The organism is Rhizobium sp. 62_C5_N11_2, from assembly GCF_051811185.1.
Taxonomy (GTDB): domain Bacteria; phylum Pseudomonadota; class Alphaproteobacteria; order Rhizobiales; family Rhizobiaceae; genus Rhizobium; species Rhizobium leguminosarum.
Genome location: NZ_JBPWPW010000001.1, coordinates 1452734 through 1468496 on the forward strand (window position 1 = coordinate 1452734; position 15763 = coordinate 1468496).

The 15763-nt window shown below is 61.3% G+C and carries 11 protein-coding genes and 1 pseudogene; 4 read left to right on the forward strand and 8 right to left on the reverse strand.

The features are described 5' to 3' along the window. The first annotated feature begins 369 nt into the window (after window positions 1–369). Window positions 370–3867, forward strand: a complete 3498-nt coding sequence (gene dnaE, locus AB8B31_RS07370; RefSeq protein WP_018241609.1) for a DNA polymerase III subunit alpha — start codon at window positions 370–372, stop codon at window positions 3865–3867. Between the two features lie 236 nt (window positions 3868–4103). Here dnaE and AB8B31_RS07375 read toward each other — a convergent pair whose 3' ends face one another. Together AB8B31_RS07375 and AB8B31_RS07380 are read right to left on the reverse strand one after the other, a co-directional pair. After that, the gene (locus AB8B31_RS07375; protein ID WP_018241610.1) at window positions 4104–5363 is read right to left on the reverse strand and encodes a L,D-transpeptidase family protein; all 1260 of its coding nucleotides are present in this window, start codon (window positions 5361–5363) and stop codon (window positions 4104–4106) included. A gap of 191 nt (window positions 5364–5554) precedes the next feature. Beyond that, window positions 5555–6847: a DNA polymerase IV gene (locus AB8B31_RS07380; RefSeq protein ID WP_026188361.1), complete on the reverse strand. Its 1293-nt coding sequence runs from the start codon at window positions 6845–6847 to the stop codon at window positions 5555–5557. Window positions 6848–6923: 76 nt separating this feature from the next. On the opposite strand from AB8B31_RS07380, the pseudogene AB8B31_RS07385 reads away from it, so the two are divergent. Then, window positions 6924–7513, forward strand: a pseudogene (locus tag AB8B31_RS07385) (GNAT family N-acetyltransferase). Here AB8B31_RS07385 and AB8B31_RS07390 read toward each other — a convergent pair. Continuing rightward, complete coding sequence (locus AB8B31_RS07390) at window positions 7488–8162, reverse strand: hypothetical protein (RefSeq protein ID WP_018241612.1); 675 nt, start codon at window positions 8160–8162, stop codon at window positions 7488–7490. The pseudogene AB8B31_RS07385 and the gene AB8B31_RS07390 overlap by 26 nt on opposite strands. Before the next feature lie 2 nt (window positions 8163–8164). Next, window positions 8165–8473, reverse strand: a complete 309-nt coding sequence (locus AB8B31_RS07395) for a DUF3572 domain-containing protein (protein WP_018241613.1) — start codon at window positions 8471–8473, stop codon at window positions 8165–8167. A gap of 133 nt (window positions 8474–8606) precedes the next feature. Between AB8B31_RS07395 and AB8B31_RS07400 the strand changes: the two genes are divergently transcribed. After that, complete coding sequence (locus AB8B31_RS07400; protein ID WP_003547430.1) at window positions 8607–8978, forward strand: response regulator; 372 nt, start codon at window positions 8607–8609, stop codon at window positions 8976–8978. Window positions 8979–8996: 18 nt separating this feature from the next. Next, complete coding sequence (locus AB8B31_RS07405) at window positions 8997–10370, forward strand: PleD family two-component system response regulator (RefSeq protein WP_018241614.1); 1374 nt, start codon at window positions 8997–8999, stop codon at window positions 10368–10370. 747 nt (window positions 10371–11117) lie between these two features. Here the strand turns inward: AB8B31_RS07405 and rpmG are convergent. The 4 genes from rpmG to rnr form a co-directional block, all read right to left on the reverse strand. Further along, window positions 11118–11285, reverse strand: a complete 168-nt coding sequence (gene rpmG / locus AB8B31_RS07410; RefSeq protein WP_003547442.1) for a 50S ribosomal protein L33 — start codon at window positions 11283–11285, stop codon at window positions 11118–11120. A 92-nt stretch (window positions 11286–11377) separates the two neighbouring features. After that, window positions 11378–12562, reverse strand: coding sequence for an MFS transporter (locus tag AB8B31_RS07415; protein ID WP_018241615.1), 1185 nt, complete (start codon window positions 12560–12562; stop codon window positions 11378–11380). Window positions 12563–12817: 255 nt separating this feature from the next. Continuing rightward, entirely contained in the window at window positions 12818–13270 is a 453-nt protein-coding gene (locus tag AB8B31_RS07420) for a DUF983 domain-containing protein (protein WP_018241616.1), read from the reverse strand. A 119-nt stretch (window positions 13271–13389) separates the two neighbouring features. Then, a complete protein-coding gene (rnr, locus tag AB8B31_RS07425) occupies window positions 13390–15762 on the reverse strand; it encodes a ribonuclease R (RefSeq protein ID WP_018241617.1) in 2373 nt (790 codons plus the stop codon). Between the last annotated feature and the right edge of the window lies 1 nt (window position 15763).

A 15763-nucleotide genomic window follows, 5' to 3' on the forward strand; every position in this document is an offset into this window, starting at 1 on the left:
GGCCAGAAGGGACAGCTGCCGCCCATATCATCGGGTACTGGCTCCCAGCGATTCGAAGGTGCGCATCCCGGCATTTTTCAAACACAAGAAAGAAGGAAAAGATTCCTGTTGACAATAGAACATACATGGAACAAAGTGAAAACATAACGAGTAAAGGAGAGCCCGATGACTGACATGATCCGTGATATCGCAGCATTCACCTCCATCGCAATGTTCGTTGCCAGCTTCTCGCTCATCGTCATGGCGCTCTAAAGTTTTCAGGGGACCGCATGGTCATCATGCGGTCCGGATGCGGGACTTCTTCTGGACATCATCGCCCTCTATGCCGACAATGCGTCCGATTCATTCGGGTGATTGGGAAGGCATGTCATGGCGGATACGGCAAAGGGTTCAACGGGTGAGGCGACCGGCGGCACGCCGGGCTTCATCCACCTGAGGGTCCATTCCGCCTATTCGCTCCTCGAGGGCGCACTGCCGCTGAAGAAGATTCTCTACAAGGCGACCGGCGACAGCCAGCCGGCAATTGCGATTACCGACACCAACAATCTGTTCGTTGCCCTCGAATTCTCCCAGAAGGCGATGGAGGACGGCCTGCAGCCGATCATCGGCTGTCAGGTCTCGATCGACATGGAAGACGGGTTGGAAACGGAAAAGCGCGGTGGCCAGCAGGCCCTGGTCAAGCTGCCGGCGATCGTTCTTCTCGCTGCGACGGATGCCGGTTACGAAAGGCTGGTCGATCTCGTCAGCCGCGCCTATCTCGGCGGCGAGAGCAATCAGGCCGTTCATATCAGCGCCTCCTGGCTGGAGGAGGCAGGCACGGAAGGGCTGATCGCATTGACCGGCGCCCTGACCGGGCCGGTCGACGTGGCGATCAAGGAAGGCCATCCCGCTCAGGCGGAAGCCCGGCTGCTCACGCTGAAGCGTCTCTTCGGCGACAGGCTCTATGTCGAGCTGCAGCGGCACGGCACTTACGACAAGCGGCACGAACAGAAGATTGTCGGGCTCGCCTATGCCCACGACCTGCCGCTGGTTGCGACCAACGAGGCTTTCTTTCCGACACGCGACGATTACGACGCCCATGATGCGCTGATGGCGGTCGCGCACAACGCCATCGTCTCCGACGACAGCCGCTTCCGGCTGACGCCGGATCATTATCTGAAGAGCCGGGCCGAAATGGCCAAGCTCTTCGCCGACCTGCCGGAAGCGCTGGAAAATACGATCGAGATCGCGAGGCGCTGCTCCTTCGTGCTGAAGACGCGAAAGCCGATCCTGCCGCGCTTCACCGGTGCCACCGACGATGCCGAGGAGGCCGAGCGCGCCGAGGCGAGCGAGTTGCGCCGCCAGGCGGTCGAAGGGCTGGACATGCGGCTTTCGACGCTGGGCATGTCGCCGGGTTACGAGGAGAAGGATTATCGCGAGCGGCTGGAATTCGAGCTCAGCGTCATCGAGCGCATGCGTTTCCCCGGTTACTTCCTGATCGTTGCCGACTTCATCAAATGGGCCAAGCAGCATGACATTCCGGTCGGTCCCGGCCGCGGGTCGGGCGCCGGTTCGCTGGTCGCCTATGCATTGACGATCACCGACGTCGATCCGCTGCGTTTTTCGCTGCTGTTCGAGCGCTTCCTCAATCCGGAACGCGTCTCGATGCCCGACTTCGACATCGACTTCTGCCAGGATCGCCGCGAAGAGGTGATCCGCTATGTCCAGGCCAAGTATGGCCGCGAGCAGGTGGCGCAGATCATCACCTTCGGTTCATTGCAGGCGCGCGCCGCCCTTCGCGACGTCGGCCGCGTGCTGGAAATGCCCTATGGCCAGGTCGACAAGATCTGCAAACTCGTGCCGAACAATCCCGCCAATCCGACGCCGCTGTCCAAGGCGATCGAGGAAGAGCCGAAGCTGCAGGAGGAGGCGGCGAAAGAACCTGTTGTCGCGCGGCTGCTCGACATCGCCCAGAAGATCGAGGGGCTTTACCGCCATGCCTCGACCCATGCCGCCGGCATCGTCATCGGCGACCGGCCGCTTTCCAAGCTGGTGCCGATGTATCGCGATCCGCGCTCGGACATGCCGGTCACCCAATTCAACATGAAATGGGTGGAGCAGGCTGGCCTCGTCAAGTTCGACTTCCTCGGCCTGAAGACGCTGACGGTGCTGAAGGTTGCGGTCGATTTCGTCGCCAAGCTCGGCGTCAAGGTCGATCTCGCAGCCATTCCTCTCGACGACAAGAAGACCTACGAGATGCTGTCGCGCGGCGAGACGGTCGGCGTGTTCCAGGTGGAAAGTGCAGGCATGCGCAAGGCGCTGATCGGCATGAAGCCGGACTGCATCGAGGACATCATCGCGCTGGTGGCGCTCTACCGTCCCGGCCCGATGGAGAACATCCCGACCTACAATGCCCGCAAGCACGGCGACGAAGAGCTGGAATCGATCCATCCGATGATCGACCACCTGCTCAAGGAAACCCAGGGCGTCATCGTCTACCAGGAACAGGTGATGCAGATCGCCCAGGTGCTGTCCGGCTATTCGCTGGGCGAAGCCGACCTTCTGCGTCGCGCCATGGGCAAGAAGATCAAGGCCGAGATGGACCAGCAGCGCGAACGCTTCGTCGTTGGCGCGGTCAAGAATGGCGTATCGAAGCCGCAGGCCGACAATATCTTCGAACTGCTGGCGAAGTTCGCCAATTACGGCTTCAACAAGTCGCATGCCGCCGCCTATGCCATCGTCTCCTACCAGACGGCCTACATGAAGGCGCATTATCCGGTCGAATTCCTCGCCGCCTCGATGACGCTCGACATGTCCAACACGGAAAAGGTCAATGATTTCCGCCAGGATGCCAAGCGCCTCGGCATCGAGGTGATCGCGCCCTCGGTGCAGACCTCCTTCCGCCATTTCGAGACCGGCAACAACCGCATCTATTACGCGCTCGCCGCCCTCAAGGGCGTCGGCGAATCCGCCGTCGACCATATCGTCGAGGTGCGTGGCGACAAGCCCTTTGCCAGCATCGAGGATTTCTGCCTGCGCATCGATCCGCGTCAGGTCAATCGCCGCGTGCTCGAAAGCCTGATCTATGCCGGCGCCTTCGATTGTTTCGACCTGGACCGCGCCCAGCTAGCAGCCGGCCTCGACCGCATTCTCGGTTATGCCCAGCGAGCCCAGGAGAACAAGCTGAGCGGCCAGTCGGACATTTTCGGCAGTACGTTGACGTCGGGGCCTGAGAAGATCTCCCTGCCGCCGTTCTCGCCCTGGCTCCCCTCCGAGCGGCTGCTCAAGGAATTCCAGGTGCTGGGCTTCTATCTCACAGCCCACCCGCTCGATTCCTACAACAACATCCTGCAGAAGATGCGGGTGCAGACCTTTGCCGAGTTTTCCGCCGCCATCAAACAGGGCGCGGCCAATGCGCGCCTTGCCGGCACCGTCATCTCCAAACAGGAGCGCAAGACTCGCACCGGCAACAAGATGGGCATCATCGTCTTCTCCGATTCTTCGGGCCAGTTCGAAGCGGTGCTGTTTTCGGAAATGCTGAACCAGTATCGCGACGTGTTGGAGTCAGGCAAATCCTTCGTGCTGACGGCGACGGGCGAGGAGCGGCCGGAGGGCATCGGCCTGCGCATCCAGACGATCCAGTCGCTGGAGGAAAAGTCGCTGCAGATGCAAAAGGCGCTGCGCGTCTATGTCCGCGATTCCGGACCGCTGAGAATGGTTGCCGGCCATTTGAACGCCAAGGGCGACGGCCTCGTTTCCTTCATCGTCATCAAGGAGGAGGGCAAACGCGAGGTGGAAGTGGCGCTGCCGGAGAAATACCGCATCACGCCGGAGATCGCCGCCGCCCTTCGCGCCGCCCCCGGCGTCGTCGACGTCGAGCTTGTCTGATCAGCCTAAAGCGCGCCGCGACAATCCGGATTCATGTGACGCGCTTTAAGTCTTTGATTTGTGCATGTTTTTATCACGAAACCGCTGCGCACTTTTGGGCGACACGCATCAGAGCATGATGCCGAAAAGTGTGAGCGGTTTTCGGGCGACATCATGCTCTAACTATTTAGTGTTGAACAGGATTCAGATTTTAGGCCGACCCGGCTTAAAATCATCCTGTTCTAGCGTGATGGCCATCACCCGCGGGTTATTGTGATGAAATCCGTGCCTTCGCCGGTCTCCCGGCCGAGGCCGGTATCGGAGATTGTCAGCGTCGAGCCGGGCGCGATGAGGGCGTCGATCTTGCGGCGGGTCTCATCGGGGATGGTAATCCGGCTGAGCGAACGGGCGATCGGCTTGCCTGTGATGATCGAGCTTTCCTGATTGGTAATGCCGAGCCGCTTCATCGTCTCGCGAGACAGATTGTTCTCGAGCGTGATGCCGAGCCAGTCGGCCGTGCCGGCCCTTTCATCGACTGCATGCAGCGTGAAGAAATGTGTGCCGAGCGCCAATCCCGGATCGGTGATCGTCACCGGCGCTTCGAAGATCGGCTTGAAGGCCTGCCGCACCATGATGACGCCGTTCGGCGGCTCGCCCTTGCCAGCCGCGGCATAGACTTCTCTGAGGAGCGTGTCGGAGACCAGGCTCTTGTCGGCGGCAAATTCCGCCGGCCGCAGCGTCTTGAAAGCCTTGATCGCCTGCACGGTCGACGGACCGAGCAGGCCGTCCGGATTGCCGGCGGAAAAACCGAGCTGGTTGAGCAGGGTCTGGATGTCGATCACCGTCTCGCGGAGCGTTCGGCGCGTAATCAGCATGCTGATCGGCTCGGACGGCGGCTCGGGTTCGGGCGCCGCAATCGGCTGCGCTGCCGGCATCGGCATCGCAGCGGTATCGTTCATCGCCACCTGCACCGGCTTCTCGGGGCTGTCGGGCATGGAGGGCCGCAGTTCGACGTCCGAAAGCAGCGGCATCGCCGCCGGTGCATCCGGATGGAAAAGGGTCGGATGATCGATTGGCTGCGGCACCAGTTCACCGTCGCTGATAATGACGGGGACACCGGGATCGGTCATCCCATAGAGCATTTTTGCGAAGGCGCCAGGCATGCGCACGCAGCCATGCGAGGCTGGATAACGCGGCACGGAATTGGATTCGTGCAGCGCGATGCCGGACCAGGTCAGCCTTTGCATAAACGGCATCGGGGCCGCCGAATAGAGATTGGATTCGTGGTATTTCTGCTTTTCCAGCACCGAGAAGATGCCGCTCGGCGTCGTGTGGCCGTCCTTGCCGGTCGAGACCTTCGAGGTCGCGACGACCTCGGTGCCGTCATAGACCGCAAGCGACTGCTTGTCCTTCGAGACGAAGATCTGCAGCGTGCGCGCAGCATCCGCGGCAAGAGCAGGGTGCACGAGTGCGGTGGCCGACAGCAAGCCGAGGCCGAAGACGAGACGCGAGAACATGATACCCAACCATACGCAATACTTGCCCGGCACATTATGGGACGAAGTTTAAGGAAGATTTTATAGGCCGCCTGGCTGGCAGGCCTCACGCGTTAGAGCGCCGCGCGTCTTTTCTGACGCGCTAAGGACGCTCTATCACTTTGAATCTGCGCATAACCCCGAAAATCGATGCAGATTTTCGGGGTTATGCGCTAGTGATCGCGCTTGCTGTTGCCGAACGTATAGCCGGTCTCGACCGTCCGCTTGCCGAATTTGTCGCGCAGCTTGTCCATCGCCGCTTCGGCCGCCGCTCGCCGGCCCGATTGCTGGTCGATCAGATCGGGCGGATCGGCGCGGGCGGCATCGCCGAGATCGGTGACGCCGATGCCGATCAGGCGGAACTTCGTACCGTCAGTCTCTTTTTCGAGAAGCTCGAGCCCGGTGCGGAAGATCTTGTCGGCAAGCTGGGTCGGGTCTTCGAGCTTGCGGTTGCGGGTGCGCGATTTGAAATCGGCGCTCTTCATCTTCAGAACCACGGTCTGGCCGGCAATGCCGTTTTTCTTCAGCCGCCAGGAGACCTTTTCGGAGAGGTTGCGCAGGATCGGCACCAGATCGTCATAACGTGAGATATCGTCGAAGAAAGTCGTCTCGGACGAAACGCTCTTGGCCGCATCGTTGAGATGCACTTCGCGGTCGTCTATGCCGCGCGACAGCCGGGCGAGCCGCTGACCGATGCTGCCGTAGCGGCGCATCAGGTCGTTCTCCTCCATCTGTTGTAGTTGGCTGATGGTGCGGATGCCGTCCGCCTCCAGCGTCGCCGCAAAGGCCTTGCCGACGCCCCAGATCGTGGTGACGGGACGCGGTGCCAGGAACTCTACCGCTTCCTCGCGGCCGATGACCGAAAAGCCGCGCGGCTTCTGCAGGTCGGAGGCGACCTTGGCGAGGAATTTGCAGTAGGAAAGCCCGACCGAAACGGTGATGCCGATCTCCCTTTCGATGCGACGAGCGAATTTGGCCAGCGTACGCGCCGGCGGATCGTGATGCAGCCTCTCGGTACCGCCGAGCTCCAGGAAGGCCTCGTCGATCGATAGCGGCTGCACCAGCGGCGTCAGATCCTGCATCATGGCGCGCACCTGGCGCCCGACACGGACATATTTCTCCATGTCGGGGCGGATGACGATCGCCTCAGGGCATGCCTCCAGCGCCTTGAACATCGGCATGGCCGAACGCACGCCGTGGATACGGGCGATATAGCAGGCAGTGGAAACCACGCCACGTTTGCCGCCGCCGATGATGACAGGCTTGTCGGCAAGCTCCGGATTGTCGCGTTTCTCCACTGCTGCGTAGAAGGCGTCGCAATCGATATGTGCAAGCGTCAATGCGTAGAGTTCGCGATGGCGCACGAGACGGGGGCTGCCACAGGAAACGCAGCGGCGCGCCTCGCCCTTCTGCTCGGCAAGGCAGTCGCGACAGAAGCCGGGTGTCTTGTCAGGCGCGGGCGTCATGATGAGAACAAAGATTGAACGCCGGGACATTACGCCTTAAGCTTCCGAGTCTCAAGAGAGGGCGGGAGCTTTGCCTTTGGATAACGATCTTCGTTTCGAGCCGGTAACGCCAGAACGCTGGGACGATTTCGAAATCGTCTTCGGGCCGCAGGGTGCCTTCTATAATTGCTGGTGCGTGGCGCTGCGCCTGCCGCATGCGATAAGGACTGAGATGGCGGCCGACGAACGCAAGGCGCATATGCGGGGACGGATCAAGGCGGGTCCGCCGCCTGGCATCCTCTGTTATGCCGAGGGCGCGCCGGTCGCCTGGGTGCAGGTCGGGCCGCGCCACGACGTGCCGCGCAGTTCAATTCGCCGCGCACCGTCTCGCGGCCGCTGGAAGAGGGCGATGCGCAGGATCCATCTATCTGGGCCGTCAGTTGCTTCTTCCTGCTGCCCAAACTGCGCGGCAAGGGAATGAGCCACCGCCTGCTCGCCTGCGCGATCGACCATGCGCGGCGCCAGGGAGCACGGCTGCTCGAAGCCTGTCCGATCGATCATGTGAAGCAGTCGAAATCAGTGACGCTCTGCATCGGCTCGACGGCGATCTTCGATGCGGCCGGTTTCGAGACAGTAGCGCGGCGCAAGGACGGTCGTCCGCTCATGCGGCTGGAACTGCGCGCGTGAACGTGCCGGAAACAAAATGCGCCTCGATGAGCTCGGCCGCGTGCGTCCAGTCGGTGGCGCGGGTGATGTCGTCGGCCGCCGCTGGCGCGAAACGATGGACGGGCGAGTTCGGCATCAGATGAATCAGCAGGCAATCGGCGACGTGTTCCCTAACGGAATGCAGATTGCGCGCCATATCATCAATGAAGACGACGGGAAGGGAGCGGCTGGCATGCAATGCGTGAACGATCGGCCCTTTAGGTTGTTCGGTGGCAAGCAGCGGAAACAGCAGGCCCATCCTGTCGAGCAGCCGACGGCGCTGGTCCTGGAAGCGCGGCTGCATGGCTGTCAGGAAAAGGATGTCGGCCTCTTCCGAAAGTCGGTCGAGCGTTTCGACCACGCGGTCGAGCGGCGTCTGCCACAGCTCTTGGGCCTCGAAGAATTCCTCGATCAGCCGGCTGACCTCATGATCTTCGATCTCCACGCCGTCGGCTTGCGAGACGATGTTGCCATGAAGCCGGAACGATCGCGGCAGAAACGTGTGGCCCCGGCTCTGAAGGAAAAGCTGGAAGGGACCGATGAACTGCAACACGACGTCGTCGACGTCACAGACGATCAACGGCCGCTCGCCGAGGTGGATGTGCGAGATATCGAATTCTTCGGAGGCCACGATCAGTATTCTCCGGAATCGAGGCCCGGCGAAGAGAAATGCTGCCAGGCGCCGGTCACCGTCTCCGGGCTTATGCCGCTCGCCGCGCAGAAGGCCATGGCTGTCGGTTCGTGGTTCATCAGAAAATCCATCAGGCCGGCGAGGAATCCGGGATCGTTGACGGCGTTGCGCACCTGGCCGGGCGCCACACCCGTCAGGGCGAGAAAGCGGCCGAACATTTCGGGATCATCGGCAAGCCAGCCGAGCACGGCGATCGCCGTCTCGTGCGGGTCGGCAGCCTGTTGTTTCGAAGTCTTGAAGTTGCTTTGCATTTCGCTGGGTAAGTTACCTTTTCTTCAACCAAATACCGGTAGCGTGCGCTATCGGTTTCACGGAGCTATTTGTCCGCATGTGCCTTTGTCATGGGACGAACCGCTGCGCGAACGGACGTAGGGACAGCTTGTCATGCCCAAACAGGTGATGATTGTAGAAGATAACGAGCTCAACATGAAGCTCTTTCGCGACCTCATCGAGGCGTCCGGCTATACGACGATCCAGACCAGAAACGGCATGGAGGCGCTCGATCTGGCGCGCAAGCATCGTCCCGACCTCATCCTGATGGATATTCAGCTTCCCGAGGTCTCCGGCCTCGAAGTTACGAAGTGGCTGAAGGAAGACGACGAGCTGCACGTGATTCCCGTCATCGCCGTTACGGCTTTTGCGATGAAGGGGGACGAGGAGCGGATCCGCCAAGGCGGCTGCGAGGCCTATGTTTCAAAGCCGATCTCGGTTCCGAAATTCATCGAGACGATCAAGACCTATCTGGGCGATGCCTGACGCATCGGAAAGACGCTTATGACTGCGCGAATACTGGTGGTTGACGATATTCCGGCCAACGTGAAGCTGCTCGAAGCGCGGCTGCTTGCGGAGTATTTCGACGTGATGACCGCAGCGGACGGCTACACGGCACTGGCGATCTGCGAGCGCAATCAAGTCGATCTCATTCTGCTCGACATCATGATGCCCGGCATAGACGGTTTCGAGGTCTGCGAGCGGCTGAAGGCCAGCCAGAAGACCGCCCATATTCCAGTCGTCATGGTCACCGCGCTCGACCAGCCGACCGATCGCGTACGCGGCCTGAAGGCCGGCGCTGACGATTTTCTCACCAAGCCGGTCAACGATCTGCAGCTGATCTCCCGGGTGAAGAGCCTGCTGCGGCTGAAGACGTTGAGCGATGAGCTGCGCATCCGCGCCGACACCGCCCATACGATGGGCATCGACGACCTCACGCGGGCAGGCGAGGGCCGCGCCGACGAGACCGCTCAGGTCCTGCTCGTCGACGGCCGCGCCAATTCGCAGGAGCGCATCATCAAGGCGCTGAAGCCCGTCGCCGACGTGCTTGCCCTCTCCGATCCGCAGGCCGCCCTCTTCGAGGCGGCCGAAAGCGCCTTCGATCTCGTCATCGTCAATGCCAACTTCGACGATTACGATCCGCTTCGCCTCTGCTCGCAGCTGCGTTCGCTGGAGCGCACGCGCTTTCTGCCGGTCCTGATCATCACTGAGCAAGGCGCTGACGACATGGTCGTGCGCGCGCTCGATCTCGGCGTCAACGACTACATCATCCGCCCGGTCGATCCCAACGAACTGGTCGCCCGTAGCCTGACGCAGATCCGCCGCAAGCGCTACAACGACCGGCTGCGCGCCAGCGTCAAGCAGACGATCGAGCTTGCCGTGACCGATCCGCTGACCGGCCTTTATAACCGGCGCTATCTCGACAATCACCTGAACGTGCTTTTCAACCGTTCTATGGCGCGGGGCCGGCCGCTTTCGGTGCTGATCACCGATATCGACCGCTTCAAGCATGTGAACGACACCTACGGCCATGACGGCGGCGATGAGGTGCTGCGGGAATTCGCAAATCGCGTCCGTTCGACCATCCGCGGTGCCGATCTCGCCTGCCGCTACGGTGGAGAGGAATTCGTTGTTGTGATGCCCGACACCTCGCCGGAAATTGCCGCCGGCGTCGCCGAGCGCCTGCGTGCGGCGATCGAAAACGCTCCCTTCATGCTGAAACACGCCGGAGAAGCGCTGAATGTCACTGCTTCGTTCGGCATCGCCTCGCGCATTACGTCGGTGCTGACACCGGACCAGCTGATGAAACAGGCGGATCTGGCCCTTTACGAGGCCAAAAATACCGGCCGCAACCGTGTGGTCGCCGCAGCCGCCTGACGAATCACTTGCCGCCATATGCGCCAGTTGCGGGTTTTCCACTGCGGTAAGCGAATTGTTACCGATTTTTAATCTTCGCCTGTGCACTGCGGGGCGAAAAAATTGCAGCTCAATAGCTCAAAAATGGACTCGCCGCGTTGCCGCGGATGTGGCGCCGCGCGATAGTCTTGAGAGCGTCAGGCCGTAGCTCAAAATGAAATGAAGACTATAAAAAATGCCTGCCGCCGACAGGGTCAAATAGATTGCGGCGGCGTCACCTCACGTAAGGGGAGGGGTGGCGTAAGTTATTAAGTTATATTGTCGAATTTCTTGGAAAGAGCAGGTGCTACGCTTCGATCCAAAGCAGAGACGACAAATCTTTGTATGTCCCAAATCTGGACTTTTAACCATAGAATCAAGATGAGAAAATTCATCATTAAGAATTTGTTGATTTTCTTTCATTTTTGCGCAAATTATCGGCTCATAAGAGAAGCGCTCCCGTTGAGGAGTTGTCGATACCCCATGATGCTCAGGTCCGCCGCATCTCCTGGGTCGTGGGGTCGGTCGGCTAGTAGGCAAGTTATAGCGGTTCCTCGTGCCGTTTTGCATGCTGGCCGACCCCCTTTCAAGAAAACGCCGCCACTTCCCGACGATGGAAGGGCGGCGTTTTGTCTGTTTGCGCTATCATCTTGAAAACCACAAAGCCGGACAATAAAAAACGCGCAACCCGAAAGCGCGCGCTTTTGTGAAATCCGTCAGGCCAAGTGATTACTTGATCTTGGTTTCCTTGAACTCGACATGCTTCTTTGCAACCGGGTCGTACTTCGTCTTCGTCATCTTGTCCGTCATCGTGCGGCTGTTCTTCGTGGTGACGTAGAAGAAACCGGTGTCGGCTGTCGACAGCAGCTTGATCTTGATTGTTGTAGCCTTGGCCATGGTCGTCCTGCCTTTAAGAAAATGAAAGCCGTGGAAGCCGGATGGGCTCCACGGCAAATCCTGGCGCGAAACTACGAATCCCGCCCGAAAAGTCAAGCCCGTTTTCGAATGAACATCAGTCTGATGCCCGAAAGTAGGGCGTAAAGACCGAAGAAAGCGGCAATCGCCCAGGCAAACCCGTTATTTCCAGCGACATCGATCGCCGCGCCGATCGCCTGCGGACCGGCCACGGTCCCCATCGCATAACAGAAGACAAAGGCAGCATTGGCTGCCGCAAGATCGGAGCCGGTCAGCCGCGAGCCGAGATGGCTGAGGCCGACCGTATAGAGGCCTGAGACGCAGCCGCCCCAGAAAAGCAGGAGCCCGGCCATCAGAAGCCAGTTGTCGAGCAGTAGCGGCAACATCATCGAGCCGATGAAGCCCATCAGCGCCATGCCGGCCAGAAGCGGCCGCTTGTCGGCGATGCGGTCGGAAAGCAGGCCGAGCGGGATCTGAAAGATGACGTTGCCGACGCCCATCATGGTGAGCAGCAGCGCGGCCTGCGATTCGGTGAAATGGGCGCGCACGGCAAAGATCGGGAAAAGCGACAGCCCGCCGGCCTCCACCGCGCCGAAGATGAAGACCGCCGCCGTCGCCGTCGGCACCAGGAAAACGTAGCGCATGAAATGCAGCTCCGGTTTTTCCTCGAGCACCGGGCTCTCGTCGCGGGCGATGAAGATCGGGATGGCCGCAAGCAGGATGGCGGCGGCGCCGATCAGGAATGGGAAGATGCCGTCGCTGCCGAGGACCGAAAAGAGCAGAGGTCCGGCCGCAAAGCCAAGGGAAAGCACCGTCGCATAGATGCCGAGCACGAAACCGCGCTTGGAAGGCGGCGAAGCGGCGTTGATCCAGAATTCGGAGAGGATGAACAGCGTCGTCGTCGCGCCATGGAAGGCGAAGCGCAGCGGAAACCACATCCAGAAATCCTGGGCGTAATAGAAACCGAGCGCGCTCAGCGCCGAAATCAGCACGGCCCAGAGCATTGTCGGCGCAACGCCGTATTTATGGGCGAGTTTGGTGGTGATCGGTGCGGCGGCCATCGCCGCGACCCCGGCCATCGCCGTGTTGAGCCCGATCAGGGTGGACGAGATGCCGCGTTTTTCGAGGATGATGCTGAGAAGCGGGAGACCGAGGCCGATTGCTATGCCAACGGCAGATATGGACGAGATGGCTGCCACCAGAGAAGGCCAATGGATTTCTTCGACATCGCCCGGTGTGCCGGTTCTCGGCTGAGACATTTATCCATCCTTAGAAAGCTGCGCGAACGAAACGGCCGATTCCCGTCAGATAGATAGACACAGACGTGCCAAATCCAGGTGACGGATGCCGCTTCGCAGTATTTCCGATGTGAGTGACCATCTGCGGAATGTAAAGCCCGTTGGGGCAAGAAATGCTTACCATGTCAGGTCTTGAGGATCTTCGGCTCTCGCATTCGGGTGGTGGTCGGTGGAGGGCTGGCACTACACGTTAAATATGTCTGGAAGGTGAAGGCGCTAATTCGGCCGGCCGGGGATGTCATAATCGTCCGGACCGTCACTCTCGCCACCGAAGCCGTGCATGCGCAGCGCCCATTGCAGACCGATGACCCCGCCCTTGATCGGCTGGATCGAGGCAAGCGCGGTGATGACGGTGATCGGCGCCCAGATGGCGATATGCACCCAGACCGGCAGCACGAAAGTCATGTCGGTCAGCATATAGCCGCCGACCACGACGTGGCCGAGGACGAGGATGACGATATAAGGCGGCAGGTCGTCCGCGCGTTGGTGATGCATCGCCTCGCCGCAGGCCGCGCAATGATCGATCGGTTTCAGGAAGGCACGAAAGAGCTTGCCGTTGCCGCAGGCCGGGCACCGGTTCATCAGCCCGCGCATGATGGAGCGCCCAAGCGGACGCTCGACCTCGGGCGCATCCCCGTAGCGGGCAACCGGATCGGTCGGTGTGCTCATCGCATGTTCCTCTTTCAGACCGAAAGCGTCGGATTCGTCTTGTGAACCACGTCCAACGCCGGCGATCTTCGTTGTTGCAGCGTTTTGCCGAAAACCAGCGTCCGCTTTCGGCGCGATGCTTAGTGGCGTCCGCGTGGCGGCCTTGTTCCAGGTTTCTTGCGGACCTGGCCTCTGTCGCGGCGGCCCGCCTTGTGGAAGGAGCGCACCGCTGCAGGCATCTCGCGGCCCTCGCTGATCATCTCGAAACGCAGCGCGCCGGCAAGCGGGATCGCTTCGGCAAGCTTCACGGCAACGCTATCGCCCAGGCGATAACCGAGCCCTGTTCGTTCACCCGAGAGTGCCTGATGCGCCTCGTCATAGATGAAATAATCGGTGCCGAGCGTCGATATAGGGACGAAACCATCGGCGCCATAGTCTGGCAGGGCGACAAAAAGCCCCGATTTCGTCACGCCCGAGACCCGTCCGGCAAACTCCTCGCCGACGCGGCCGCTGAGGTGATGCGCGATCAGCCGGTCTACGGTCTCGCGCTCGGCTGCCATCGCCCGACGCTCGAAGGTCGAGATTTCGGCGGCGATATCGTCGAGCGCCGCCTCTTCGTCGGGTGTGATGCCGCCTTCGCCGAAACCGAGCGAGCCGACAAGCGCGCGGTGCACGATGAGATCGGCATAGCGGCGTATCGGCGAGGTGAAGTGGGCGTATTTCATCAAATTGAGGCCGAAATGGCCGATATTCTCAGGGCCGTAGATCGCCTGGCTCTGCGAACGCAGCACCATCTCGTTGACCATGGTCTGGTGCGGCGTGCCGTCCGCCTTCGCCAGGATGCCGTTGAAGTTGTTGGCGCGCATGTTGCCGCCCTTGGCAAGCGAGATGCCGAGCGTGGCCAGGAACTCACGCAGGATCTCCTGCTTGGCAAGCGTCGGGCCGTCATGAATGCGATAGATCAGCGGCTGCCGCTTCTTTTCCAGCGTCTCGGCGGCGCAGACGTTTGCCTGGATCATCATCTCTTCGATCAGCTTGTGCGCGTCGAGCCGTGGCGGCACGACGACCCGGTCGACCGTGCCGTCGGGCTTCAGCAGGATCTTGCGCTCCGGCATGTCGAGTTCGAGCGGCTGGCGCCGGTCGCGTCCGCGCTTCATCACCTCATAGGCGTGCCAGAGCGGCTTCAGGATTGGCTCGAGCATCGGTCCGGTCTGATCGTCCGGTTTGCCGTCGATCGCTGCCTGGGCCTGCTGGTAGGACAGCTTGGCCGCGCTCTTCATCATGATGCGATGGAAAGTGTGGCCGATCTTGCGGCCTTCGCCGGAAAAGCTCATGCGCACGGCGAGCGCCGGACGGTCGACGCCTTCCTTCAGCGAGCAGAGATCGTTGGAGATGCGCTCCGGCAGCATCGGCACGACGCGATCCGGGAAATAGACCGAGTTGCCGCGCTTCAGCGCCTCGCGGTCGAGCGGTGAATTGGGGCGGACATACCAGGAGACGTCGGCAATCGCGACAGTGACGATGACGCCGCCGGGATTGTCGGGCGAGGGGTCGAGCTCGGCATAGACGGCGTCGTCATGGTCCTTGGCATCGGCCGGGTCGATGGTGATCAGCGGCACGTCGCGCCAATCCTCGCGATGCGACATGCTGGCCGGTTTTGCGGCGTCCGCCTCAGCGATGACGGCCGGCGGGAAGACATGCGGGATGCCGTGCGCATGAATCGCGATCATCGAGATCGCCTTTTCCGAACCGACGGAACCGACGACGGAGAGAACCTTGGCGCGCGGAAGGCCGAAACGGCCGAGACGGGCGATTTCGACTTCGACCAGATCGCCGTCCGTGGCGCCGCCGGTGAAGTCGGGATCGATCACCATCTCCTCGCCGCGCCGTTCGATCGGCAGCAGACGGCCGCCGCCGCCCGGTGCCGTGCGGAAAACGCCCATCGAGGCGCCGCGGCGCCTGTCGATCACCTTGATGATCCGCGCCGTATAGGCTGGCCCGCCGCGATCGACGGCCGGGAAGATCTTCGCCAGGATGCGGTCGCCGAGCCCGGCGACGGGCGCCTTGCCCTTGCCCTGGCGGCCTGCGGGCGATTGCTGGCGGATGCTGACGGCGGGTGCTACGCCTTGGTCTTCCGGCCATTCCGCCGGCCGGCCGATCAGATCGCCATCCTTGTCGCGCGTGGTGATATCGAGAACCGTGACGGGCGGCAGCGCACCGGGACGGATCAGCGACTTGCGGTTCTTCTGCAGCATGCCTTCCTGCTCGAGCTCCTGCAGCATGTGCTTGAGTTCGACACGGTTGTCGCCCTTCAGGCCGAAAGCCTTGGCGAGTTCGCGTTTGGACGCTTTCTGCGGGTGATCGGCGATGAAGCGCAGGATCACCTCGCGCGAAGGCAGCGCGCCATGGACGATGTTCAGCGGCTCGACGGCGGGGGCATCCTTGCCGGCGCGGCCGATCTTGCCCGGACGCTTGCCCGCAGGGTTCGTTCTATCGCGCGGTATCCTGCTCACG

Excerpts from the sequence above, each read along its gene's own strand:
- AB8B31_RS07375 (WP_018241610.1), bottom strand. The coding sequence starts at position 5,363 with ATGTTCTCGCGTCTCGTCTTCGGCCTCGGCTTGCTGTCGGCCACCGCA.
- rpmG (WP_003547442.1), bottom strand. The coding sequence starts at position 11,285 with ATGGCCAAGGCTACAACAATCAAGATCAAGCTGCTGTCGACAGCCGAC.
- AB8B31_RS07405 (WP_018241614.1), top strand. The coding sequence starts at position 8,997 with ATGACTGCGCGAATACTGGTGGTTGACGATATTCCGGCCAACGTGAAG.
- AB8B31_RS07380 (WP_026188361.1), bottom strand. The coding sequence starts at position 6,847 with ATGACGCCCGCGCCTGACAAGACACCCGGCTTCTGTCGCGACTGCCTT.
- AB8B31_RS07420 (WP_018241616.1), bottom strand. The coding sequence starts at position 13,270 with ATGAGCACACCGACCGATCCGGTTGCCCGCTACGGGGATGCGCCCGAG.
- AB8B31_RS07395 (WP_018241613.1), bottom strand. The coding sequence starts at position 8,473 with ATGCAAAGCAACTTCAAGACTTCGAAACAACAGGCTGCCGACCCGCAC.
- AB8B31_RS07415 (WP_018241615.1), bottom strand. The coding sequence starts at position 12,562 with ATGTCTCAGCCGAGAACCGGCACACCGGGCGATGTCGAAGAAATCCAT.
- dnaE (WP_018241609.1), top strand. The coding sequence starts at position 370 with ATGGCGGATACGGCAAAGGGTTCAACGGGTGAGGCGACCGGCGGCACG.
- AB8B31_RS07400 (WP_003547430.1), top strand. The coding sequence starts at position 8,607 with ATGCCCAAACAGGTGATGATTGTAGAAGATAACGAGCTCAACATGAAG.